21 protein-coding genes are annotated in these 24645 nt (G+C 39.6%); 13 read left to right on the plus strand and 8 right to left on the minus strand.

Annotation, left to right across the window (positions count from 1 at the left end; all coding sequences use genetic code 11):
* Position 1: 1 nt before the first annotated feature.
* From BLR37_RS11440 to rplT, 7 genes are all read left to right on the plus strand, one after another.
* Positions 2–739 carry a (Fe-S)-binding protein gene (locus BLR37_RS11440; RefSeq protein ID WP_090768679.1) on the plus strand — a complete coding sequence of 246 codons (738 nt, stop codon included), beginning with the start codon at positions 2–4 and terminating at the stop codon, positions 737–739.
* A gap of 250 nt (positions 740–989) precedes the next feature.
* On the plus strand, positions 990–1898 hold the full coding sequence (locus tag BLR37_RS11445) for a hypothetical protein (RefSeq protein ID WP_090768681.1): 909 nt from the start codon (positions 990–992) through the stop codon (positions 1896–1898).
* Positions 1899–2029: 131 nt separating this feature from the next.
* On the plus strand, positions 2030–3121 hold the full coding sequence (locus BLR37_RS11450; protein WP_090768683.1) for an acyltransferase family protein: 1092 nt from the start codon (positions 2030–2032) through the stop codon (positions 3119–3121).
* A gap of 312 nt (positions 3122–3433) precedes the next feature.
* On the plus strand, positions 3434–5359 hold the full coding sequence (gene thrS, locus BLR37_RS11455) for a threonine--tRNA ligase (protein WP_090768685.1): 1926 nt from the start codon (positions 3434–3436) through the stop codon (positions 5357–5359).
* Between the two features lie 17 nt (positions 5360–5376).
* Positions 5377–5946: a translation initiation factor IF-3 gene (gene infC / locus BLR37_RS11460; protein WP_051691975.1), complete on the plus strand. Its 570-nt coding sequence runs from the start codon at positions 5377–5379 to the stop codon at positions 5944–5946.
* Positions 5947–5975: 29 nt separating this feature from the next.
* Positions 5976–6176: a 50S ribosomal protein L35 gene (gene rpmI, locus BLR37_RS11465; protein WP_010600880.1), complete on the plus strand. Its 201-nt coding sequence runs from the start codon at positions 5976–5978 to the stop codon at positions 6174–6176.
* Positions 6177–6249: 73 nt separating this feature from the next.
* Entirely contained in the window at positions 6250–6594 is a 345-nt protein-coding gene (gene rplT, locus BLR37_RS11470) for a 50S ribosomal protein L20 (protein ID WP_025144714.1), read from the plus strand.
* 67 nt (positions 6595–6661) lie between these two features.
* Here the strand turns inward: rplT and BLR37_RS11475 are convergent, their stop codons facing one another.
* From BLR37_RS11475 to BLR37_RS11490, 4 genes are all read right to left on the minus strand, one after another.
* A complete protein-coding gene (locus BLR37_RS11475) occupies positions 6662–6991 on the minus strand; it encodes a YegP family protein (protein ID WP_090768687.1) in 330 nt (109 codons plus the stop codon).
* Positions 6992–7227: 236 nt separating this feature from the next.
* A complete protein-coding gene (locus BLR37_RS11480; RefSeq protein ID WP_090768689.1) occupies positions 7228–8829 on the minus strand; it encodes a discoidin domain-containing protein in 1602 nt (533 codons plus the stop codon).
* Between the two features lie 615 nt (positions 8830–9444).
* Positions 9445–10896, minus strand: a complete 1452-nt coding sequence (locus BLR37_RS11485; RefSeq protein ID WP_090768691.1) for a DUF294 nucleotidyltransferase-like domain-containing protein — start codon at positions 10894–10896, stop codon at positions 9445–9447.
* Positions 10886–11563: a 3'-5' exonuclease gene (locus tag BLR37_RS11490; protein WP_052265968.1), complete on the minus strand. Its 678-nt coding sequence runs from the start codon at positions 11561–11563 to the stop codon at positions 10886–10888. The genes BLR37_RS11485 and BLR37_RS11490 overlap by 11 nt, the downstream gene beginning before the upstream one ends.
* Positions 11564–11823: 260 nt before the next feature.
* On the opposite strand from BLR37_RS11490, the gene BLR37_RS11495 reads away from it, so the two are divergent.
* A complete protein-coding gene (locus BLR37_RS11495; protein ID WP_244154643.1) occupies positions 11824–13113 on the plus strand; it encodes a M16 family metallopeptidase in 1290 nt (429 codons plus the stop codon).
* 9 nt (positions 13114–13122) lie between these two features.
* Positions 13123–14406: a M16 family metallopeptidase gene (locus tag BLR37_RS11500; protein WP_090768695.1), complete on the plus strand. Its 1284-nt coding sequence runs from the start codon at positions 13123–13125 to the stop codon at positions 14404–14406.
* A 99-nt stretch (positions 14407–14505) separates the two neighbouring features.
* Here the strand turns inward: BLR37_RS11500 and BLR37_RS11505 are convergent, their stop codons facing one another.
* From BLR37_RS11505 to BLR37_RS11515, 3 genes are read right to left on the minus strand one after another with little or no spacing between them, the layout of a single operon-like run.
* Entirely contained in the window at positions 14506–15243 is a 738-nt protein-coding gene (locus BLR37_RS11505) for an MIP/aquaporin family protein (RefSeq protein WP_090768697.1), read from the minus strand.
* A 25-nt stretch (positions 15244–15268) separates the two neighbouring features.
* Positions 15269–16759, minus strand: coding sequence for a glycerol kinase GlpK (glpK, locus tag BLR37_RS11510; protein WP_090768699.1), 1491 nt, complete (start codon positions 16757–16759; stop codon positions 15269–15271).
* Positions 16760–16773: 14 nt separating this feature from the next.
* The gene (locus BLR37_RS11515) at positions 16774–18369 is read right to left on the minus strand and encodes a glycerol-3-phosphate dehydrogenase/oxidase (RefSeq protein WP_208599639.1); all 1596 of its coding nucleotides are present in this window, start codon (positions 18367–18369) and stop codon (positions 16774–16776) included.
* A gap of 283 nt (positions 18370–18652) precedes the next feature.
* Between BLR37_RS11515 and BLR37_RS11520 the strand changes: the two genes are divergently transcribed.
* On the plus strand, positions 18653–19417 hold the full coding sequence (locus BLR37_RS11520; protein ID WP_090768703.1) for a DeoR/GlpR family DNA-binding transcription regulator: 765 nt from the start codon (positions 18653–18655) through the stop codon (positions 19415–19417).
* Positions 19418–19459: 42 nt separating this feature from the next.
* Positions 19460–19849 (plus strand): response regulator transcription factor, encoded by a 390-nt coding sequence (locus tag BLR37_RS11525; RefSeq protein WP_090768705.1) that lies wholly within the window; start codon positions 19460–19462, stop codon positions 19847–19849.
* Positions 19850–19924: 75 nt separating this feature from the next.
* Here the strand turns inward: BLR37_RS11525 and BLR37_RS11530 are convergent, their stop codons facing one another.
* The gene (locus BLR37_RS11530; RefSeq protein ID WP_090768706.1) at positions 19925–20602 is read right to left on the minus strand and encodes an acetyltransferase; all 678 of its coding nucleotides are present in this window, start codon (positions 20600–20602) and stop codon (positions 19925–19927) included.
* A gap of 722 nt (positions 20603–21324) precedes the next feature.
* Here BLR37_RS11530 and BLR37_RS11535 point away from each other — a divergent pair.
* Positions 21325–22083, plus strand: a complete 759-nt coding sequence (locus tag BLR37_RS11535) for a polysaccharide biosynthesis/export family protein (RefSeq protein WP_090768708.1) — start codon at positions 21325–21327, stop codon at positions 22081–22083.
* A gap of 20 nt (positions 22084–22103) precedes the next feature.
* A complete protein-coding gene (locus BLR37_RS11540) occupies positions 22104–24395 on the plus strand; it encodes a GumC family protein (protein WP_090768710.1) in 2292 nt (763 codons plus the stop codon).
* Positions 24396–24645 lie beyond the last annotated feature (250 nt).

Below are 24645 nucleotides of genomic sequence, written 5' to 3' on the forward strand. Positions count from 1 at the left end.
GATGAAAGTAGAATTATTTGTGCCCTGTTTTGTAGATCAGTTATATCCTGAAACCGCTTTTAATACCCTTAAATTGCTGGAAAAATCGGGTTGCGAGGTCAGCTATAATTCAAAACAAACCTGTTGCGGTCAACCCGCCTATAATGCAGGTTATTGGGATGAAGCCAAACAGGTAGGCACTAAATTCTTAAACGATTTTTCTGAAAATACCTACGTTGTTGCACCGTCAGCATCGTGTGTAGGGATGGTAAAGGGTGGTTTTAACGATCTGTTTACCAATACCATTGTTCACAATAAATGCAGAAATCTGCAATCCAATATCTGGGAGCTTTCTGATTTCCTGGTTAAAGTGGCTAAAAAAGATTATTTTGGAGCAGAGCTGGAAGGAAAAGCTGTTTATCACGATTCGTGCAGTGCTTTGCGTGAGTGTAAAATTAAAGACGAACCCCGTCATTTACTTTCAAAAGTACATGGTTTGGAAATGATCGAAATGGAAGATACCGACATGTGCTGTGGTTTTGGCGGTACCTTTGCCGTTAAATTCGATGCTATTTCTTCGGCAATGGCCGAGCAAAAAGTAAACCATGCCCTGGCACAAGGTGCTGATTATATCATTTCTACAGATTTATCTTGCCTGTTGCACCTTCAGGGTTATATCGATAAAAACAACCTTCCGGTAAAAACCATGCACATTGCCGATGTGCTGTGTAACGGCTGGCTCGAAAGCACGGAATATTAAATTATTAAAGCAAGCAGGTTTTAAAAACCTGCGAGGCTTTCTATCCTAATCCATGGCTGATCGGCTCCTGCCAATTCATAAAACCTATGTAAAAAATAAATTACAAGGAGCATTTGTTGCCTATAAAACAGTCATTTAGTTAATCTTACTATTTAAATTAACACTTTTTAACAAGCTTTACGTTAAATCTAAAATACCTTTGTTAAACCTTTTCAAGGCATTAAACTCTAACTAGCAAATTCAAAACAAAATGAAAAAAATATTCATCGCTTTATTTGGTGTTTTATCGGTTGTGTCGGTTGCAAACGCACAAAAGAAAAAAACTTCAGGAGCTATACAATTCGAAAACACGATCGATCCTGCAGCTATGGCATCGGCCAATGGCATTCAGTTAACCGATCAGATGAAAGCCAGAATGCCTTCATCAAGTAAAACCAATTTTGAGCTATTGTTTACAGCAACCAATGCCAGTTACATGCCGGTTGAAGAAACCGAAGATAGCAATGGTGCAGGCGGGGGCGGTGGCGGAATGGGCCGGATGATGATGCGTTTCGGTGGTGGTGGCGGTAACCGCGAATACTACTATACCTTTGCTGATAAAGGCTTAACTGAAGTGTTCGATCTGAACGATACCACGTATTACATGCCAAGTAAACTAACTCTTTCTACTTCAGGACCAATTTCTTCGTTCAGAATGGGAGGCGGTAACCGTAATGATACCACTACGGCAAAACCTGCTCCGGCTCCAAAAATTGAAGTGGTTAAAACCGATTCAACCAAACAGATTTTAGGCTTCACCTGCCACCAGGCGATTGTGAGATCGACCAGGGCCATTAAAATTTTAGATATGGATAAAAATGTAGTAGAAGAAACCAAAATCTGGTACACCAACGATTTAGGCTTCGATTTTTCTCCAAATCCAAACATGTGGACAGAAGGTGCAGTTCTAGCTATTGAAGGCAGAGGAAATAGCTCAATTGCCAAAAGCATTGAGTATAGAAATGTAAGTGCAAAAGATGTGACCGCTCCTAAAAAAGCAAAACTGATTACCGCAGAAGAGTATAAAACTAAAATGGAGAATATGATGAAACGTTTTAGACAAAACAGACCAGGCGGTGGTGCTGGCCAGGTAAGAGTATTTGGCGGCGGTGGCAACTAAAATATACAAGCAACAAAACATAGCAGCCTGTTCCATTTTTTGGGGCAGGCTTTTTTTGTATCATTTTTGAAGTCGTTAATTGTAATTCTGACATTTTTCCTATTATTGGAGTCAGATATAAACTAACCAAAGTGATTACAGCAGAAAACAGAACGAATTTACTCAGTACCAAACAACATTTTGAAATTTTAGACGGATTAAGGGGAGTAGCCGCCATTGTAGTAGTAATTTTCCACTTTATGGAGATTGCAATAACCGATTATAGCAAGAATTTTGTCGGGCACGGTTATCTGGCTGTCGATTTCTTTTTCTGTTTATCAGGCTTTGTAATCGCCTATGCCTACGATACCAGGGCCCCACACATTGGTATTACACAGTTTTTCAAATTAAGACTTATCCGCTTACATCCATTGGTTGTAATAGGAGCGGTTTTAGGTTTGCTTACTTTCCTCTTCGATCCCTTCAGCGATTTCTATCCCGTTTACGGCTTTGGCAAAACCGCATTATTGTTTTTAACAACTGCCTTTCTGATTCCATATCCGATTATGCCTGAGCGTTATACCAATTTATTTTGTTTAAATGCGCCGGCCTGGTCATTGTTTTGGGAGTATGTGGCCAATATTTTTTATATCCTGTTGCTCTATAAAATCAACAAAAAAGCTTTAATAAGCCTAGTTTTAGTTGGCGCAGCTGTACTTTGTTATGTAGCTGTTCATTCAAAAAATGTAGGCGGCGGCTGGGGCGGACAAAACTTTTGGGATGGCGGAGCAAGAGTACTTTATTCTTTTACAGCCGGGATGCTGGTTTATCGCTTTAACCTGATTATTAAAAATAAACTAGGCTTTTTAGGCGTTACAGCACTTTTATTGGTTGCTTTTGTGTTTCCATATAGCGATGATTATAACTGGATTACCGAACCCATAATCGTATTGCTTTATTTCCCTTTATTGGTTGCGTTAGGTGCGGGTGCCACATTAAGTCCCGCTTTAAAAAATGCCTGCAGGTTATCTGGAGAAATATCTTATCCACTTTACATGACGCATTATCCGTTTTTATGGATTTACCTTACCTATGTAGCTGTGGTGAAGCCTAAAGGCATGATGCTCTTTGGCATTATCCCTATTTGCGTAATATTACTCATTATTTTGGCTTATCTGATTATGCGGTTTATTGATATCCCTTTACGTAAATATTTGAAGGATAGGTTTTTAACTAAGGAATAAGGTTTAGCCATACAACTCATATCAGCAAGATAAAATGCTCGGGTGAACAGCCATGGCTGAGAAATCTGTGCATCTGTGGCATTTTATGACGTTTGGAATGATATGAATACCGTTAATTGCGCTTCGACTCCTCTTAGGTTAACAACGATTAGAGATTCTAGAAAAATCCCTCCTAATCCTTGCATTCGTGGCGATGTGATGTAAAGTAAATCTTGCTTTTTGATCAATAAATCCATACCTTTGCACAAAATAAAATCACATTGTAAGTGATCTTTAAAACCATTTTATTTAAATTTTAAATCATAGTTGTAGATGATTAACATTACTTTACCTGACGGCTCTGTTCGTCAGTACGAAAAGGGCACTTCTGCCCATCAAATTGCATTATCAATTTCAGAGGGCTTAGCCCGTAACGTATTAGCCGCTGAGGTTAATGGCGAAGTTTGGGATTCAACAAGACCAATCGAAGCTGACTCATCTGTTAAGTTATTAACCTGGAATGATGCTGCCGGAAAATCGACTTTTTGGCATTCATCAGCCCACTTAATGGCCGAAGCCTTAGAAGCCCTTTATCCCGGAACTAAATTTGGTATTGGTCCGGCGATTGAAACAGGGTTTTACTACGATGTAGATTTTGGAGATAAAGAATTCTCATCAGACGATTTCAAAGCTATCGAAACCAAAATGATCGAGTTGGCTAAACAAAAGGAAACTTTTGTACGCGAAAGTGTAAGCAAAGCTGATGCTGTCAAATATTTTACCGAGAAAGGCGATGAGTACAAACTCGATTTAATTGATGGTTTAGAGGATGGAAAAATTACTTTCTATACTCAGGGTCAATTTACCGATTTATGCCGTGGTCCACACATTCCGAATACTGGTTTTGTAAAAGCTGTAAAACTGATGAATGTGGCTGGTGCTTACTGGCGTGGCGATGAAACTAAAAAACAGTTAACCCGTATATATGGCGTAACTTTCCCTAAGGCAAGCGAGCTTACCGAATATCTGGCTATGATTGAGGAAGCTAAAAAACGCGATCACCGTAAGTTGGGTAAAGAACTCGAATTGTTTGCTTTCTCAGAAAAAGTAGGGATGGGTTTACCGCTATGGTTACCTAAAGGAACGGCTTTGCGCGAGCGTTTGGTTAATTTCTTAACTAAAGCACAGGCTAAAGCTGGTTACGAGCAAGTGGTTACACCACATATCGGTCATAAAAACCTGTATGTAACTTCCGGTCACTGGGAAAAATATGGTAAAGATTCTTTTCAGCCGATTAAAACCCCGCAGGAAGGAGAGGAGTTCTTCTTAAAACCGATGAACTGCCCGCACCACTGTGAAATTTATAAAACCAAACCACGTTCTTACAAGGATCTTCCGGTTCGTTTTGCCGAGTTCGGTACCGTATACCGTTACGAACAAAGTGGCGAGTTACATGGTTTAACCCGTGTACGTGGCTTTACTCAGGATGATGCACACTTATTCTGTATGCCTGAGCAGGTTAAAGACGAGTTTAAAAAAGTGATCGACCTGGTACTTTATGTATTCAAATCGTTAGGTTTCGAAAACTACACTGCACAGGTTTCGTTAAGAGATCCTGAAAATAAGTCGAAGTACATTGGTTCTGATGAGAACTGGAAATTATCTGAAACTGCAATTATCGAAGCAGCGGCGGAAAAAGGCTTAAACACCGTTGTAGAATATGGAGAAGCGGCTTTTTATGGTCCTAAGCTCGATTTTATGGTTAAAGATGCCTTAGGTAGAAAATGGCAACTGGGCACTATTCAGGTAGATTATAACCTACCTGAGCGTTTCGAACTGGAGTACACTGGTAGCGATAACCAGAAACACAGACCGGTAATGATTCACCGTGCGCCGTTTGGTTCGTTAGAAAGATTTATTGCCGTATTGATTGAACATTGTGCCGGAAATTTCCCGTTATGGTTAAGTCCGGAGCAGTTTATCATTCTTCCTATTTCAGAAAAATATGAAGATTATGCAAAAAAAGTTTTAGATGAACTAAATAATTCCGATATTCGCGGGCTGATTGACTTTCGCGATGAGAAAATCGGTCGTAAAATACGCGACGCGGAGGTTAAAAAGATCCCATACATGCTCATTATCGGCGATAAAGAGATGGCAGAAGGTAAAGTTTCTGTACGTAAACATGGTGAGGGAGATTTAGGCGAAATGACGTTGGAAGAGTTCAACAATTTATTAAGAAAAGAAATAACAGTTTAAATTAAAATAATACAAATTTGGCATTAGGAAGACCAGGATTTAACAGGGGGCCACGTCCACCTTTTAAGAAAAAAGAAGCAGAGCATAACATTAATCAGTATATAAAATCGCCAGAAGTGCGTTTAGCTGGCGATAATGTTGAACCAGGGATTTATCCTTTGGCGAAAGCTTTGGCGCTTGCTGATGAACTGGAATTGGATTTGGTAGAGATTTCTCCAAATGCCGTACCACCGGTTTGTAGGATTATTGATTACAGTAAATTTGTTTACGAGCAAAAGAAAAAGCAAAAGGAAATTAAAGCCAATGCTAAACAAACTGTAATTAAGGAGATCCGTTTTGGTCCTAACACCAACGATCACGATTTCCAGTTTAAATTAAAACATGCGGTAAGCTTTTTGGAGAACGGCGAGAAAGTTAGGGCTTACGTGCATTTTAAAGGTAGAGCAATTGTGTACAAAGAACAGGGAGAAATTTTATTATTGAAATTTGCCCAGGCTTTGGAAGATGTAGGAAAAGTAGAGTTATTACCGAAGTTAGAAGGTAAACGTATGTTCCTTACTGTTGCGCCTAAAGTAGCAAAAAAATAAAAACAATTTTATAAATTAAATAACAGGTTATGCCAAAAATGAAAACCAATTCCAGTGCCAAAAAGCGTTTTTCGCTTACTGGAACAGGTAAAATCAAAAGAAACAAAGCATACAAAAGTCACATCTTAACCAAGATGAGTACTAAACGTAAACGTGCGCTTGGAAATGCAGGAATTGTAACAGATGCAGATTCAGGTAACGTAAAACGTATGCTTTGCATCGGAAAGTAATTCATTAATTTCACCAGGTATCAGGCATTAAAGTTCCTTAAGTGGACGCCGCTTACCAAAAAACAACAACAACATGCCACGTTCGGTAAACGCAGTAGCTTCGAGAAGAAGAAGAAAAAAGATCCTTAATTTAGCCAAAGGTTATTGGGGAGCAAGAAGTAAGGTTTATACTGTTGCTAAAAACACAGTAGAAAAAGGTTTGCAATATGCATACCGCGACCGTAAAGTTAAGAAAAGAGAATTCCGCGGATTGTGGATCCAACGTATCAACGCTGGTGCACGTCAACACGGTATTTCTTACTCTCAATTAATCGGTAAACTAGCTTCTAAAGAAATCGGTTTAAACCGTAAAGTATTGGCTGATTTAGCAATGAATCACCCAGAAGCTTTCAAAGCTGTAATTGATGCAGTAAAATAGAAATTTTCGCTCAGGCGATAATCATATTTAAAAAAGGGAATCAGTCTGGTTCCCTTTTTTTGTGCACTTAACTTTGATCATCTGTGTCTGCATCTGGTGCATTCTTTTGAACAGATTCAATACCATTATCTCTTGCAGCTGTACTTTCGTACATTTCGCTCGAGCCGATAATTTGCCCGTTGCTAGCTTTTAGGCTAAAATAGTACTTACCATTGCTCGAGGTTTTCTTTTCAAATTTAGAATCGTCTTGTGCGTTCTTTTTAACAGACTCGATGCCGTTTTCACAGCTTGATTTTGCTGCGTAACCTTCGCTGGATAAAATAACCTGACCATTACCTGCTTTCAGATTAAACTGATATTCGCCGTTAGTCCTTTTAGTAATTACAAATTTTCCCATAATACTGATTTTAATTATCTGGTTTAAAATGTCTTATACTTAAAGTTATAAAAGTTTGTAAGTAAAATCAATACGGGGATGAGAATTAAAGAAAACTTAACGCGGAATGTTATAGCGATAAAAAAGGGATCGTCATTGCGAGAAGGCTTTTCAGCCGACGAAGCAATCTTACAACGGTCGCTACCAGCATACGCTTTAAGATTGCTTCGTCGTTCCTTCTCGCAATGACGAATTTTTTAATACAATCCCAGTTCTGCTAAACAAGCAAATTGCTGACCATCGTGTGCAGATTTTGCAATAATTTTATAGTATAGAAAGGTTTGTGGCGAAGCAAAATCAAAGTACTGTACACCACTAATGTTTTTAGCCACATAATTACCTTGCGAGGTAAAATTAATGCCATCTGTACTGGTTAGTATTTCGAAATCTTTAACTGCACGGCTTAAGCTGCTGCGCTGCAATAAACTTACACCACTAGCTGTTTTTGATGTTGTTCCTATCTTTATCACCACGTTATGCGGATAAGAGGTAGCGGAGGTTCTCCATCTCGAATGCCAAACGGTATTGGCATCGCCATCTATTAAACTGGTGGCTTTACCATCAGAACTTTCCTCCGAGCTGAATGAGGCAATGCTCCATCCGGTTTTACTTAGCTCGTTTTTAGTTGAGAATCCCAACACAGGTAAGCCACCCGAAAAGGTATAAGCATAAATCTGTTCAGTTACTGTACCATTATCATGCACCAGTTTCACTTTCAGCTCATAAGGAATACCATCGGCCTTTTCCTGCAAATCGGCAATAGGCATGACAACCCTGAAACTATCTGTGCCAATTTTTTTCGATTCCCAGGTAATGGCATTATAATCTTTGTTAACCCCTGTACCTTCGTTGTTTACATTTGGATCGTTATAATACAAGATGCTGGTTACATTACCGGTTGAGGTGAATTTTCCGGATACCACGATTGATGCCAAACCGCTATCGTAGCTGGCATAAATTTTAGGAATATTGGTAGTAACTGAGCCGTAATAGGTATTGGAGTTGTTGTTAAAAACCTGGTTAGCATTTAAAATTGCAGCATCGGCGGCAGTTAAAAAGGTTGGACTTTTACCTAACGTTCCGTTACCGGCCCACATTAATGCCATGCCCAGTGTTGAGTTTTCGGAAACTTTTTGTCTGTTGTGTGGTAAATTTAAGCCATGGCCCAGTTCGTGCACCATACCACCAAACCAAACGCTGAAGCGATTACCTACCGTTGTGTTTAAGCCAAGGTTGGCAATATCCATTTCTTCATAATCAAGGGCATAACACCAACGGCCGGTACCATAAAACGGACCACCGCTTGGCGTGCCATTCGAGCCGATGGAGTACCTTGGTATGATAATTAAAGTATGGTCGCTGGTTTTATCGGCAGGGTGGGCTGCAAAATAAGCATTAACTTCGCTGGCCACAGCACCAGAACCACCTGAGTAAGGATAACTGCTTTTTGGCAAACTTCCTCTGATAGTTAGAATTTTTACGCCTCCAGAGCCGTCATCGGCCAGACCAAAAGTTTTGTTGCCATAGCCATTCCGGTTCATTTCCTGTTTGTACCAGTCCTGGGTCCACAGTAGAAGGTCGCTTAATCTTTTTCTGTAACCCGCTAAGGTATCCAGATCGTTTGGCACAAAATACACAACATTTACATTGCGTGTTTGTGTAACAATGTTTGCCGTGGCCATTTTGTGGCTAATGGTTGGCGTTTTTTCTTCTGGTTGTAAAGTTTCGGCCTTTTTACAAGATAGGGCAAACAGACAGGCGGAGACAAGGCCTGCAAAAAGTAGACTGTTTTTTTTCATCAGATAATTTTTAGGTTAGGAATTGATAATATGCAATTTGGTTAATAATGCCTTGTTTAACGTGCTGATCTCAGCCACATGTCCTGATCTTTTTTTAAGATCACATCATCAATATTTGCCAAACCTGGCCGCTATCTCTCAACTTTTTGATTAAAAATGAAGCGTAATAAGTTAGTTTCTGCTTGTTTTGTAATCCTTAAGTTACATACAGAAATTGTACTTCGTTAAAATAAATCAGCGCAAACGTTTGTGTTATAATTGTCTGAAATACATTTAATAATAATACCTGAAAAACATATACAGTACATTTTAAGCACTTTTTTACATAAGCCAAAGAGATGGAGGGATTATAAAACGCAAACGTTTGACTGTTTAGTCAAAGCATATTTGTTGTGCTTATGTTATCGCTGTTATTTTTTAAATGTAGTATTTGTGAGACTTGTGAGCTTTGTTTTTGCGGCTGAAACAGCTGAATGGAAATAACAGCATTTTTTTAATTAAAAAATGGAAAGCCAGCAAATTAAATTTTGAGATAGGAGAGCGACCAGAAGCCAGATCACAGGTGTTAATTTGTGCTTCAGTAATCAAAAATAATTAGAAAATAGCTGTAATCTTTTAGCCTAATGTATTGGTGAATTTCATTCTGATTCCACTTTGAAAGGAGAGTATAATTTTAAAGATTTCGACCAGTGTTACCTTTTCGATTTTGGTGAGCGTATCGATTTCAATAAAGTTATTGGGTGCTGCCTGATGGTTAATAATTAAATTGGCCTGGTGTTTTAATCTTAAACCCATCAGGTAATAATAAGATTGTGAAAGTTCGTTAAACTGCCCTTCAGTAAAAACACCGAGTTCTTTTAAGGTTTTTAAACGTTCGCCGGTGTTTTCTTTCTGGAATATCCTGTTTTGTAATGCATAAACCCGCGCCAGATCAACAATGGGCGTCATGGCTGTTTTAATATCAAAAACCTCCTTCTTATGTATTTTTTGCGTTCTGATGTTTCTGAAATAGGTAAGTGGAGGTTCGTACAAGAGGGCATTTTTAGCCAGGTACACATAAAATTTTTCAATGGGTTTCTGCAGTTCTTCATCTACGAAAGACCTCAAACTTTCCATGATGCTTAAATCGCCGTAAATAGCCCGGCAATCAAAAAAAGCTGCAAATTTTACTGCCGCCTCAGGCAAAGCTTCTTCGATCCAGTTCTTGTAATTGTATTTCCAGTGCGATAAAGAATGGGTCCAGTTGGGGTTGGTCGCCATGTAATCACCATCACAATACACAAAGCCAACATAGTTTAATTTATCTGAAACCTGGGTAGCCAGGTCAAGAAAATAGGTGCGTACAGCAGCCCTTCTATCTTCCGTGGTATCTTCGTAAATAATGGCGTTATCCTGATCGGTTTTAAGGCTTACTTCTTTACGGCCCTCGCTACCCAAAACCATAAACACAAATTTTGCAGGTGGTGGACCAAGTTTCGTAATTACCTCTTCAATAATTTTGAATGAAATGGTATCGGCAATGGTGGTAATAACTTCGTTTACAATTTTGGCATGTACGCCTCTGTTTAAGAGTTGTGCAACAATATGAGGTACTTTTTGCCATTTCAGTTTCAGATCGCTGGTGTTAACTGCCGATTTTACCGACTGAATAAAAACCAGGGGAGATTCTGCCTGCTCGCTTAATAGTCTGTTGCGGCTCAAAAAACCAACGTAATTGCCATTATCGTTAACCAGCAAATAGCGAGATTTTTTGCTGAACATCATCAATATAGCCTCATAAACGTAAGCATCGGGTGTTATGGTTACAATATTGTGGTCCATAACGGTTTCAATAGCCAGGCTGGTATTTAATTGTTTGGCAATCACTTCGTTCCTTAAAGTAATATCGGTTACGAAACCAAGATAAGCCTGCGTTTCATCTTTTATAAAAAGACAGCTGGTCTTTTGCTCGGCCATTTTAATCGCGGCTTCAAAAATTGGCGTAGCAGGGCCGCAACTCACTATTTTTTTAAAGGTGATATCGCCGATACGGGCTGTATAAATGCGGTCGGCTAGTTTATCTTCCATTAAAAATACTTTTTAAAATTTTTTTGAATGAAAATGCTTCTGCTTTCTTCTTTTCGCGGTTAAAGTTGTGTTGCTGACTATACACTGATGATAAACTGATTTTTTTGCTTTCTATCAGGTGAAAGAAAATTTTGGCTGCACTTAATGCATCAGCAAGAGCATTATGCATATTCTCCGGCACCTCGTTAAACAATATGGCATAAAATTTATCAAGTTTGAGGTGATTGATTACAGCATCGGTAATGTATAAGGCACTTGCTTTCATGGTACAGAAAAACTGCAGGTCTTTAAAAACATTTTCCTTACCCATTCTAAATAATTCTACATTCACCATGTGATAATCGAGTTCAATAAAATGCCCTACAACCAAAGGTTTATACTGCTTAATATCTTCGTAAAACCTAAGCATAATTTCTTCTTTATTTTCACCATGCAAGCGCAAATATTCTGCGCTAATGTTGTGGATTTTTTGTGCTGCTTTATCAATATCAAAACCCGTATTGCTCAGGTAATGGTTCTCGCGTTTTACTTCCTGGTAATTGGCATCGTAAATTATCCAGGCAATTTGAACAATATGCGGCCAGTTGTTTTCTTTAGCATAAGGTGCCGACCAGTTTTTGGGCAGACCAGATGTTTCAGTATCAACTATGAGGAAATATGCTGACAAATTGCTTGGTTAGTTTTTACAGTTAAAGGCTGATGTTTGATCAAAGGTAATTAATAAGGGCGATAAACGATAATAATTCAATCAAAGTGCTGCGCAGAAAATTATTTTCAAATTATGAATATATTATTTGATAAAGTAAAAGATTTGCACTTATTTGCCGCAAAAAATGAATTGAAATTATGCTCTCACGATTATTTTGCGTTTTCGCATGTATTATGTGTTTGGGTTCTGCTTTTGCCCAAAAGAAGCTTGCTGAAAATATGCACTTCAAAAAGCTGGCTAATGGCCTCGAAGTATTGGTTGTTGTAGACCGTACGGTACCTTTGGTTACCATCGAAATGGCCTGCAGGAATGGCTCTTTTACCGAAACCAATGAATTTAACGGACTGAGCCACCTATACGAACACCTTTTCTTTAAGGCGAATAAAGATTATCCTGATTTTGAAAGCCTTAATGGCAGAATGAACGATCTGGATATCAACTCAAACGCCACTACAAGAGAAGAAGTAGTGAATTACTTTTTTACCCTCCCGGCTGCTAATTTAAAAGCTGGCTTAAGCCTGATGAATTCTTCAATCCGCTATCCGAAGTTTATTAAAGAAGATATGGCGCTTGAAAATGAAGTGGTGAATGCAGAATTTACGCGGCATGAGTCGAGCCCGATCTTTGCTTTAATGGAGGCCAACTCCCGCCACATGTGGGGTTCAAATTATTCGCGTAAAAACGTAATTGGCAGCCATGAGGTAATTTTATCGGCTACGCCAGCCAAAATGGATTCGATTAAAAACAAATATTACTGGCCAAACAATTCGGTGCTGGTTATTGCCGGCGATGTTAAGGTTGATGATGCCTTTGGTTATGTAGATTATATTTTTAGCGGCTGGAAACCATCAAAAGTAGATCCTTTTGTAAAATGGCCTATTCCTGAGTTTAAGCCATTAACTAAAAATGATTATTATCTGGTAGAATCGAATAAAAGCCCCGTGCCCTACATGTTGTTTAGCTGGCATGGCCCCGATACACGTAATGATATTCCGGCAACCTATGCGGCCGATGTGTTTTCATTTATTGTTAATCAGAACGGTTCGAAAATGAAACAGGCTTTGATTAATTCGGGATTGGCGCAGGAAGCAGATGTAAATTATTATACACAGAAATATACTGGCCCGATAAGCTTAATGGTTAGCCCCAATCCGGCAAAAGTGAAAGAATGTTATGATGAGGTGTTGAAGCAGATTTCGCTTTGGGCCAATGAAGATTATTTATCAGACCTTCAGATAGAACGCGCAAAAAGATTGTTATCCATCGAACAGGTAGAAAGGAGAGAAGTAACCTCAGATTACGCACATTTACTCTCTTTTTGGTGGGCATCAGCTTCAATCGATTATTATACCCATTATGAAGAAGAGGTAAATAAAGTTACCCGAAAGGATTTATTGGATTATGTACGGAAATATATTAAAGATAAGCCTTATTGTGCAGGTTTAATGATGGATAATGCGAGTATGAAAACAGTTAAACCTGAAACATTTTTTAAATCGACTAATTAACCCGATCTGATGAAAAGAATTATATTTTTTATTGTTTTTGCACTGTTGTACCAATATAGCAACGCGCAAACAAAAGCCATTTCATTTGATGTTAATGGTTTGAAAGTGATTTTAAAACCTACCGAAAAAGAAACGGTTAGCATTAGTATGTTTTTTCGGGGCGGTGTAATGAATTATACTGCTCAACAGGCGGGTATAGAAAACCTGGCGCTAGCTGCTGCAGCTACCTGTGGTACCAAAAATTACAGTGTAGTCGATTATCAGGAGCTTGCCGATGAATACGGAATCGCTATTTCAGGTTCTTCTACAACTGATTATGGAACCATCACCATGAATTGCATTTCTAAATACCTGGATCAGGGCTGGAAACTGTTTTCTGATGCTGTGGTTAATCCGGCATTTGATAAAAATGAATTCCAAACCACTAAAGAGCGCATGATATCGGCTATTTACCACAGTCAGTCTGATCCTGAAACAAGGATTGAGCAAATGAGCATGGAAAGTATGTTCAAAGATTCACCTTATAGCATTAATCCTTTGGGTAGCGATAAAACAGTAGGAGGATTTACCGCCGAAATGGTTAGTAACTATTACCATAACGAACTCTTAAACCGAAATAAAATGTTTCTGGTGGTGGCTGGCAAGATTACCAAAGAAGCACTGGAACAAAAAATACAAGCTTCTTTTAAAGAACTTAAAGGTAAAGCCTATACCCCTCCGGTTTACGACCGTAAAATGTTAACCGGCGAGCGTTTGGTGGTTGAACAAAGAGATATTGCCACCAATTATATGAGTTGCATTATGAATGCGCCAACCATGAGCAGCCCCGATTACCATGCCTTTGTTTTGATTATTAATGCATTAAGTGGTAGTATGAACTACGAGTTGAGAACACGTTTAGGTTTATCTTACGCGCCAGGCGCAACCGTTAAGACCCAACAAATTCCATACAGTTCGATGTATGTAAGTACTACGCAGCCTAAAAAAGCTTTTCAGGCCATGGTTACGGTTTACAATAACATTAAAGAAGGAAAATACAGTCAGCGGTACCTCGATGCCTTAAAAAAAGACCATCGGGATGGTTATTACAGGCACCAGGAGAGTGCAAGCTCGATTGTAGAAGATTTAGGCGAAGCAGAAGTACTGGGAAGTTACACACTTGTTGATGATATGGTACCTAATTTTAATAAAGTAACCCTGGCTGATATGAAAGATTCTTTTACCAAATACCTGAAAGGGGCAATCTGGGTTTATCTGGGAGATGAACAGGTAGGGAAGGCTGCTTTTCAGTAATGAACGTATTTTAATGGGGATCGTCTTTTAGCGTATAGTGGAGAAATCTGATTAAAGATCTCTCCACTACGCTTCGCTTCGGTCGAGGTGACGATTTACCTATTTATGCATAAACAGGTAAACTACTGCAGCCAAAGTAGCGCCAGCTATAGGACCAATTATAGGTACCCAGGCATAATCCCAGTCACTGCTCCCTTTACCTTTCATCGGAATTAAGGCATGTATAATTCTCGGCCCCAAATCTCTTGCCGGGTTAATGGCGTAACCTGTTGTACCACCCAGTGCCAAACCGATTACCCAAACCAAAAATGCAACAGGTATAGCTCCCAGCGATCCTAAACCAATGGGTGTAGTATTTTCTTTTGTGCCCATACTGGCATCGGTGAAATAGAAAATTACAAAAATGAGCACAAAAGTTCCGATAATTTCAGAAACCAGATTAGAAGCCTTGTTTCTGATGGCCGGAGCTGTTGCAAACGGAGCCGCTTTTAATCCCGGATCTTCGGTTGCATCGAAATGATCTTTATACATTACCCAAACCAGGAAGGAACCCGTCATGGCACCGGCCAGCTGTGCCAGGATGTAAAAAGGAACTAATTCCCAGTTAAAACCTTTACCAATGGCTAAACCTAATGTTACAATGGGATTGAGGTGCGCCCCACTGTAAGGTCCGGCTACCACAACACCAACAAATACGGCAAGTGCCCAGGCCGTGGTAATGGAAATCCAGCCACCATTATTTCCTTTTGTACCTTTAAGTACCACATTGGCTACCACACCATTACCCAAAAGGATCATTAATGCGGTGCCAATAAATTCTGCGAGATATATGTTCATACGTTAAATTCTTATGCTGATATAATTAATCTTCTGCGTTTACTCTTGCTGCTTTTACGGCTCTGTTCCAGCCTTTTATTCTGGTTGTATTGTCTATGCCAGCTTCAGCAACAAAAGTGTTGTCTATTTTCCATTGCGATCTGATCTGGTCGATATCTTTCCAGAAGCCAGTTGCCAATCCGGCCAGGTAGGCAGCACCTATTGCGGTAACCTCCGTTACTTTTGGTCTGATTACTTTACAATTTAACAAGTCGGCCTGGAATTGCATTAAAAGGTTATTGGCAGTGGCACCGCCATCAACACGCAATTCGGCAATGTTTACATCCGCATCAGCTTCCATGGCTTTTAAAACATCCATGGTTTGGTAGGCAATACTTTCAAGCGCTGCACGCGCAATGTGCGATTTGTTTGTGCCCCGGGTTAAGCCGGTAATAGTGCCACGCGCGTGCTGATCCCAGTGTGGGGCACCTAAGCCCGCAAATGCAGGTACTACGTACACGCCATCAGTATCTTTCACTTTTTTAGCCAAAGTTTCTACATCAGCCGATTTGGAAATTAAGCCCATTTCATCGCGAAGCCACTGTACAACAGCTCCGCCAATAAAAATACTGCCTTCTAAAGCGTATTGTACTTCGCCGTTAATCTGCCAGGCTATAGTGGTGAGTAAATTGTTTTCCGAAATTTTAGGTGTTGTTCCGATATTCATCAGCATAAAACAGCCAGTACCGTATGTGTTTTTTACCATACCCACTTCGGTACACATTTGGCCAAATAAAGCCGATTGCTGATCGCCGGCAATACCCGCAATAGGAATTTTAGCTGCTAAAATCTTACCAGCCGTTTGGCCATATACTTCGCTTGATGATTTTACCTCCGGTAGCATTTGTTTCGGAATGCCAAAAAGATCAAGCAGTTCATCATCCCAGCTTAAGGTATGGATGTTGTAAATCATGGTACGTGAGGCATTGGTTACATCGGTAACATGTTTCTCTCCGGCAGTTAATTTCCAGATCAGCCAGCTATCAATGGTGCCAAAGGCCAGTTTACCCGCTTCGGCCTTTGCCCTGGCGCCGGCAACATTTTCGAGTATCCACCTTATTTTAGTAGCCGAAAAATAGGCATCTATAATCAGTCCGGTTTTTTCCTGTATCTTACCCGATAGGCCTTTAGCCTTAATTTCATCACAATAAGCAGAAGTGCGCCGGTCTTGCCAAACAATGGCATTGTGTACGGGCATGCCGGTTTCTTTATCCCAAACTACAGTTGTTTCGCGCTGATTGGTAATGCCGATCGAGTCGATATCACTCACGGTTAAGCCGGCTTTAACAATTACTTCGGTTACAACGGCCAGTTGTGTTGACCATATTTCCATTGGATCGTGCTCAACCCAGCCTGCCTGGGGGTAAATTTGTGTGAACTCGCGCTGCGCAATAGCGGTAATATCGCCATTGTGATCAAAAATAATTGCTCTCGAACTTGTGGTTCCCTGATCGAGAGACAGGATGTATTTGCTCATAATTAAGAATTTGGTTAGTGGGCTAAAGCCGTTCCGGTTTTTATCTGTGTTGAATGATAAATATAACCATCGGCTAAGGTATTAAAAGTTTCAATCTGATTTGTTTCCCAATCCTGATCTGCTGCTAATTCTTGCGCAAGGAGAGCAGCCACTTTTGGGGCCATATCTTTAGCCGCCTGTGCATCTATAAAAAGAATACGCATCCTGCGGCTTAAAATATCTTCTGCAGTTTCGGCCATTTCGTTTCTCGCCGACCATATTACTTCGGCACAGGTGTAAGGGAAACCGGGATGCAGCTTTTCTGCCAGATCAGGGTTTTGCTGCATTAATGCTTCAATTTTGCTGCGATCTGAACCATAGGTATCCAGATAATGGTCTCCTGCAACATCGATACTGCCGTGAATTTTTAAATGCTCAGTTACGCATGCTTTCGCTTCAAGCCCGGCATGCGAAATGGCCAGGTTTACTGTTTCTTCGGCCATTCGGCGATAGGTTGTCCATTTGCCTCCTGTAATGGTAATTAAACCTTTGGCAGAAACCATTAATTTATGGTCGCGGCTAATTTCTTTGGTACTGTTACCATTGTTGTTGGTAGGTGCAGCAAGTGGTCTCAGACCTGAAAAAACGCTTAAAATATCTTTTTCTAATGGTTTGCGCTTAAAGTAACTTGCGGCTGTACTCATAATAAAATCAACCTCCTGCTTTAAAGCCCTTGGCTCCAGGCTGTGCTCATCTAAGGGTGTATCGGTAGTGCCAACCAGTAAATGCTCGTGCCATGGAACGGCAAATAATACCCTTCCATCAGATGTTTTAGGGATCATGAGTGCCGATTCACTGTTTAAAAAGCTTTTATCCAGCACAACGTGAACGCCTTGGCTCGGACGTACCAGTTTTTTTGCACTGGGATTGTTCATCTGTAAAATATCATCAACAAATACTCCTGTAGCATTAATCACCACTTTACCGTAGTGTTTAGCTTTTTCGCCGGTTATAACATCTTCTGTTTCAATACCGGTAACTATTTCGCCTTCACTTTTTAACAGCGCAGTTACTTTGGTATAGTTTAACAAAATGGCGCCGTTTTCAATAGCTGTTTGGGCAATATTGATGGCCAGACGAGCATCATCGAATTTGCCATCATAATACCTGATGCTTCCTTTTAAGCCCTTCTCTTTAATACCTGGCATCATGTTTAGCGTTTCTGTTTTGCTGAAATATTTCGATTTTCCGAAACTGTATTTGCCAGAAAGCCAATCGTACAGCGTTAAACCTGCAAGATATTTGATTACAGAAAACCAGTTGTAGCAGGGGATGAGGAATGCTTCTTTGTTTACCAAATGTTTAGCATTTTGCTGGAGCAGCCCACGTTCTTTCAAAGCGTGCCGAACCAGGGCAATGTCTCCCTGAGCCAGATAACGTACGCCACCATGTACCAGTTTCGTACTCCGGCTTGATGTTCCTTTTGCAAAATCTGACTGTTCTACCAGCAGGGTTTTTAGGCCACGGCTGGCGGCATCTAAAGCGGTGCCCAGGCCGGTAGCTCCTCCACCAATAATAATCAGATCCCAATTCGTGTTTTCGGCAAGTATATGTTGGTGTAATCTCTTCATTGGTTTCATTCGTTAATCAATTATGTTGCTTGCTGACTGTGTTTAAGGCTTACCAAACTATGGTTAGGTTAAAACAATAAATCGCCGCATTCTTAACCGCGACTTGCGTCGGCTATCAGGTTTCGTTATGTTTTAAAAAATAATAAAACGAAACAATACGCAATTATAACAAATCGTAATCGAAATAATATAATAAGTAGATTAAAAATTTATTAATTATTTTTATAAAATAGGTTAAAGCCTGTTTTTATTGCTATTTTGCAGCACGCTAATTAGATATGTTATGATGAATTTGGCTGAGAGGCATCAGTTTATTTTAAGTCGGCTACAACGTGATCAATACATCAACGTAGTTGATTTGTGTAAGGAATTGAAAGTCTCGTCTGTAACAATAAGAAAGGACTTAAAACTGTTGGAAGATAAGAGCCTGCTTTTTAGAACACACGGCGGGGCAACTGTAAATAACCCATATACTGTTGACCGTCCGGTTAACGAAAAAGAAAAACTACAATCGACCGAGAAGCATAAAATAGGTATTGCTGCAGCCGGCATGCTAAACGATAACGATTCGATCGTTATTGCCTCTGGCACTACAGTACTTTATTTCGCCAAAAATATTGCACCGGCCGCTAATTTAACAGTGGTTACTTCGGCTTTAAATGTAGCGTTTGAGTTGATGCGCGAGCCGAGTATAGAGGTAATTCAGCTGGGTGGCTTGCTGAGAAAAAGCTCGTCGTCGGTAATGGGTGCTTATGCCGAACAGGTTTTGCAAGATTTCTATTTTAACAAGCTGTTTTTAGGCGTGGATGGCATAGACCTCGATTTTGGTTTAACTACCACCAACGCAATGGAGGCCCATTTAAACCGGAAAATGATTGCGGCATCGCAACGGACAATTGTACTGGCCGATTCGACTAAATTTGGCAAAAGAGGCTTTGGAAAGATATGCGGATTGGAAGAAATAGATCATATTATAACTGATAAAGGAATTTCTGAACAAATTGTAAAACATTTGGAGGGTTTGGGTGTTACTGTAACTATCGTATAGCGAAAGCTTGCGTATAGTAAACCAAAACATCATAATTTGAACATGGGAAAAAAACGAATACACATTTTAGAAGACGATCAGGAGATCAGAAACGTTATTGAAATTTTGTTAAGTGACGAGGGGTTTGAACTGCAGCTTTCATCATCATTTGCAGAATTGAAAAAGAATATACAGGATGCCATGCCTGATCTTTTCCTGCTGGATGTGATGCTGCCTGACGGTAACGGAGCAGAGATTTGTGAAGATTTAAAAACGGATATTTTTACCAAACACATCCCGATTATTGTAATGTCGGCACAAAATAATAGTGAGCAAAAAGCTATTGATGCCTTTGCAGATGATTATATCAGCAAACCTTTTGATATTGATGATGTGCTGAAACGCATTAATGTACAATTACAAAAAAGCGCGAGTAAAAGCATAAAAATTTAGCGGGAGTTGGCCAAAAGCCACTTAAAGAGCGTAAAAAAAATAGTCAGGTTAGTTAAGCCTGACTATTTTTTTGTTTTAGGCCGGTTTTGCTTCCTGCGCTTTGTTAAACATTACAAATCGTTTAGAATCGCCTATGCGCTGTGGTGCAGAAGCATTTGTAATGATGGCGTAGTCTTCGGTGTTTTTATTGATGAAAACTCCAGCCCCGATAATGTTGTGTGTGCCAATAATTACATCTTCTTTTACGGCAGAATTGATGCCTAAAAAGGAGTTTTTACCGACAGTTACATTGCCAGCCAGAATATTGCCCGAAAGCAAAATATTGTCTTCAAGCGTGCAATGGTGACCAATCCTGCTCCCAATAAGCATACAGTTATTGCCGATAGTTACAAAAGGCTGTATATCGCAGCACTGATCAATAAAGGTATTGTGTCCCATCACTAAATCGGGCCAAACATTGGCTTTTGAGGAAACATAACTGGCAAAGCCATATCCCGCTGCGCTTACCTTATTATATACACTTTCACGCGCACTGTTTCTACCTATGGCAATATGCATTTTATAGGCATCGGGAGGAAAATCTTTAGTTACCTGCGCAAAGCTTAAAATAGGTAGGTTTTGTAATGTACTTCCTGCGGGTGGCACATAAGCATCATCAACACAAAAGGCAACTACATTATAAGGGCTGTCTTTCGTAAATGAATAACAAATAAATTCGGCCATTTTTCCTGTTCCATAGATAATAACGTTCATAATTTAGTTTTTGGTGAATTACTAATTTAGGTATTAGATAGCCTTGTTATCGGGCTTAAATGCATACTGTACAGTTATTGCATACCCCTGTTTACAGTTTGCACATTTGCGCAACCGGGCTGTTTCAGCAATGATTTGCCAGGCTATATTTTGGCCACGGCCAGAATGTTAATCGTTTTACAAGTGCCAAAAGGCTAAAATCGAAATTAACCGGCAGGCAATGCCAAAAATTAATATTTAAAAGCCAGGTCATACACCTGTAAAAGTGGTTGCACAACCGGGCGGAAATGGCCTGAAAACAAAATAGCAAAGGCTCAGATTGAAGCTTTAGCCTCACACCATTTTAAAAAATTACAACCTTACTGACCAGCTTTTAAAAATGAGGCTTAAAAAAGGCCAAAAATCATCGGGTTTATTGTAGTATTAAACAGCTTTTTTAAATGTTAAATCAATTTCTGACGTTTTTTAGATTTTGGCGATTAAATTTTTCTGCTAATTGGGTTATTTTTCGTCAAAAACCGCGCTTGTTTTTTTACATCTTCTGCGCCAGAAAATTCACAAATCCTGTATAATTAATGCGTATAGTTACTGGATTATTGTATATGCTGTTTGTTAATTATACAATTTAAATACAACCCCCTTTGGCCTATAAAACATTGGGTCTTTAATGCATAGCTTAGTTCTCAATAAATCGAATCACAAACCAAACGATTACTTAAGCTATGAAAAAAGTAATATTATTTATCGCCATATATACATGCCTTGCAACAGGCTGCGCTCCTAGAAGAGACTTAGTATATTTTAGTAACCTGGCTAAACAAACCAGCGATGAGAAATTACCATCGCAGGAGGTAAAAATACAACAGAACGACCTGTTAAGTGTAAGCATTAATAGCTTAAACCAGGAATCGAATGTATTGTTTGCCGTAAACACCAAAGCACCCAGCGCCGAAAACAACTATAAGGTAGAAGGTTACCGGGTAAATAAAGACGGAATGATTAATCTACCGGTAGTAGGTAATGTAAGGTTAGAAGGATTAACCATAGAGCAGGCCCAAAACACCATATCAAGAGAACTTGATAAATATGTTAAAAAACCGGTGGTTGATATTCAGCTGGTAAACTTTAAGGTAACCGTAATAGGCGAAGTAAACCGGCCATCAAATTTTACTGTTCAGGGAGATAATATTAACCTCTTACAGGCCTTAGGTATGGCCGGCGATATGACTGTGTACGGTAAACGCGATAATGTGCTCGTAATCAGGGAGCAAAACGGGCAGCGCGTAATGAAAAGATTAAACCTGAACAACCAGGATGTAATGAATTCGCCTTTCTTCTTCCTTAAACAAAATGATATTGTATATGTAGAACCCGATAAATCAAAAGCAAGCGAGTATAGCACCAATACCAGGGTAATGCCACTCGTAATTGCTTCGATATCTGCAGTAGCAGTATTAATAACAGCTGTATTAAAACAATAACGTCTCTTAAACACAAGAACATGTCTAAACAAATCGTAAGTGGTGGCGCAAAAGATTTTGCAGAAACTATGATAAGTTTTGCCAGAAACTGGCCTTATTTCTTACTCAGTATTGCCATTTGTATGGGTGCAGTATATGGCTTTTTATACATCACCCCACCAAAATATAAAGTGAGCAGTACTTTATTAATCTCTGACGATAAAAACGGTGCAGCCATGTCAAACAGCACCGCATTCAGCGATCTCAATATGTTTCAAACGGTTAAAACTGTTGATAATGAAATCGAGATCCTGAGATCGCGCGACCTGATTTTTAAAGTATTGAAAAAACTCAATCTCGAAACGGCTTATTTTAAAAAGGAAGGTTTTAGGGAGAAAGAACTTTATGGTAAAACATCACCCTTGGTGGTTACCGCCATCAGCTTAAAAAATGGTGCTTATGCCCGTAAAATCAATATTTCTTATCTCGACGATGTTTCTTACATTATCCAGGATAGCCTGAATACCAATATTGTAAAGTATGGCGATACGTTACATAATAAAAACTATGTAGTTAAAGTAGAAAAAGGACCTGCATATAAAAGCGAATTCGGCAAAATTAAAATCCAGTTTAAAAACCTGTACAAAATGACTGAAGCCTATAGTCTGGTTTCGCTAAAAATTGTGCCGGTGGTTAAAGATGCAAACACCATTACCATAAGCTTAAACGATGTGGTGCCGCAAAGGGGTATTGATATTTTAAACGACCTGATCGAAACCTACAACATCAATAACGTTAACAATAAGAATACCATTGCCCGCAATACCATCCGCTTTATCGATAACAGGTTAAAATATCTGGTTAGCGATTTGTCTGGAACAGAAGAAGATGTAGAAAATTACAAACAGCAGAACCGTGTCACCGATATCAATATGGATGCACAGATGAATGCTACCCGTACCAGCGAATACAACCAGTTACTGGAGAATTCATCGGTACAATTGCGGATTGTATCTTCTATAGAGAGCTATTTTAAAGGTAAACAAAGCCAGTACGATCTGGCGCCAAGTGCTATGGGCCTTAAAGACCCTATTTTAAACTCGCTCATTTCTAAGTTTAACGACTTACAGTTAGAACGCAACAGGATGTTGCGCACAGCAAATGCCGAAAACCCGTTGGTTTTAAATCTTAACGAGCAATTGGCCAGCCTGAAAACCAACATACTGGAAAACCTGAGCAGCATTAAACAAGGTTTTGTGATTGAACGCAATAACTTAAGGGCCAATTATTCACAGTATGATAGTAAAATCAAATCTGTGCCTACTATAGAACGTGGTTTGCTGGAAAGAAGCCGCGAGCAAAGTGTAAAATCGGGACTATATAAATATCTGTTACAAAAAAGGGAGGAAACGGCTTTATCGCTCTCAGCCACCGTCCCTACTTCGCAGGTAGTAGATAAGCCTGCTTACAACACTATACCAGATAGCCCAAAACAGCCATTGTTATATTTGTGCGGTTTTATTCTCGGATTTCTTGTACCTGCAGGCACCATTTACATTAAAGGTTTCTTCAATAACAAAGTACAGGATGCCAGCACTATCGAATTAACCGGTGCAAAAATGCTGGGTGAGCTTTCGCATAACCTCGATAAAAGCACCATTGTTTTTCAAAAAGACAACCGCTCTACCATCTCCGAATTATTCAGGTACATCCGGATGAATTTAGGGCTGATGGCCAATAACAGCGATAACAAGGTAATGCTGGTAACCTCGAGCATGAAAGGAGAGGGTAAAACCTTCTTCAGTGTAAACCTGGCTACTACGTTAGGCATGCTGGATAAAAAAGTAGTGGTGCTCGAGTTTGATTTGAGAAAACCCGACCTGCTGAACAAGGTAGGCTTAAAACAAACCATAGGTTTAACCGATTACCTGCTTGATGATGCTGTGTTTTTAGAAGACATTATTAGGCCTACCAAAGTATCAGAACATATTTCGGTTATCGGTTGCGGCAAATCGCCCGAAAACCCTGCCGAAATCATGATGAGCCCCAAAATGGACATGCTTTTTGATGAACTGAAAGAAAAGTTCGATTATATCATCATCGATACGTCGCCTGTAGGGCAGGTAGCCGATGCCTTTAGTTTGGCCGAGTACGCCGACGTAAGCATTTATCTGGTGCGCTACAATTACACCAATAAATACCAGCTGGCCATATTGAAAGATATTTGCGAGAACAACAAACTTAAAAACCCGATGGTGGTATTTAACGACGCCAAACGGGAGAAAAACCAGAAATACAGTTACGGCGGTTACGGTTATGCCATGGCTAACTAATGTCGTCCTATTTTATTCAGAATACCACGAATACCCAGTACCCAATACCAAATAAACGTCCCCAAACGATTTAATTCCTGTTTGCAAGCTTATTGAACCACGCGCCCTAACTAAGCACGGTTAAAAGTTCAGGCAGCTGTAAACTACTCACATTAAATTGCCCATTTGCCTCAAAAGCATCTAAGGTTTAAAGAACAAAAAAATAGTCATGTAAGTGATATAGCGAAGCTGTATCCGGTTGGCTAAAAAC

This window comes from Pedobacter soli, from assembly GCF_900101435.1.
In the GTDB taxonomy this organism is placed as follows: domain Bacteria; phylum Bacteroidota; class Bacteroidia; order Sphingobacteriales; family Sphingobacteriaceae; genus Pedobacter; species Pedobacter soli.

Coding starts and splice junctions, on each gene's coding strand:
- BLR37_RS11440 (WP_090768679.1), top strand. CDS start 2: ATGAAAGTAGAATTATTTGTGCCCTGTTTTGTAGATCAGTTATATCCT.
- BLR37_RS11445 (WP_090768681.1), top strand. CDS start 990: ATGAAAAAAATATTCATCGCTTTATTTGGTGTTTTATCGGTTGTGTCG.
- thrS (WP_090768685.1), top strand. CDS start 3,434: ATGATTAACATTACTTTACCTGACGGCTCTGTTCGTCAGTACGAAAAG.
- rpmI (WP_010600880.1), top strand. CDS start 5,976: ATGCCAAAAATGAAAACCAATTCCAGTGCCAAAAAGCGTTTTTCGCTT.
- rplT (WP_025144714.1), top strand. CDS start 6,250: ATGCCACGTTCGGTAAACGCAGTAGCTTCGAGAAGAAGAAGAAAAAAG.
- BLR37_RS11475 (WP_090768687.1), bottom strand. CDS start 6,991: ATGGGAAAATTTGTAATTACTAAAAGGACTAACGGCGAATATCAGTTT.
- BLR37_RS11480 (WP_090768689.1), bottom strand. CDS start 8,829: ATGAAAAAAAACAGTCTACTTTTTGCAGGCCTTGTCTCCGCCTGTCTG.
- BLR37_RS11485 (WP_090768691.1), bottom strand. CDS start 10,896: ATGGAAGATAAACTAGCCGACCGCATTTATACAGCCCGTATCGGCGAT.
- BLR37_RS11495 (WP_244154643.1), top strand. CDS start 11,824: ATGCACTTCAAAAAGCTGGCTAATGGCCTCGAAGTATTGGTTGTTGTA.
- BLR37_RS11500 (WP_090768695.1), top strand. CDS start 13,123: ATGAAAAGAATTATATTTTTTATTGTTTTTGCACTGTTGTACCAATAT.
- BLR37_RS11505 (WP_090768697.1), bottom strand. CDS start 15,243: ATGAACATATATCTCGCAGAATTTATTGGCACCGCATTAATGATCCTT.
- glpK (WP_090768699.1), bottom strand. CDS start 16,759: ATGAGCAAATACATCCTGTCTCTCGATCAGGGAACCACAAGTTCGAGA.
- BLR37_RS11515 (WP_208599639.1), bottom strand. CDS start 18,369: ATGAAGAGATTACACCAACATATACTTGCCGAAAACACGAATTGGGAT.
- BLR37_RS11520 (WP_090768703.1), top strand. CDS start 18,653: ATGATGAATTTGGCTGAGAGGCATCAGTTTATTTTAAGTCGGCTACAA.
- BLR37_RS11525 (WP_090768705.1), top strand. CDS start 19,460: ATGGGAAAAAAACGAATACACATTTTAGAAGACGATCAGGAGATCAGA.
- BLR37_RS11530 (WP_090768706.1), bottom strand. CDS start 20,602: ATGAACGTTATTATCTATGGAACAGGAAAAATGGCCGAATTTATTTGT.
- BLR37_RS11535 (WP_090768708.1), top strand. CDS start 21,325: ATGAAAAAAGTAATATTATTTATCGCCATATATACATGCCTTGCAACA.
- BLR37_RS11540 (WP_090768710.1), top strand. CDS start 22,104: ATGTCTAAACAAATCGTAAGTGGTGGCGCAAAAGATTTTGCAGAAACT.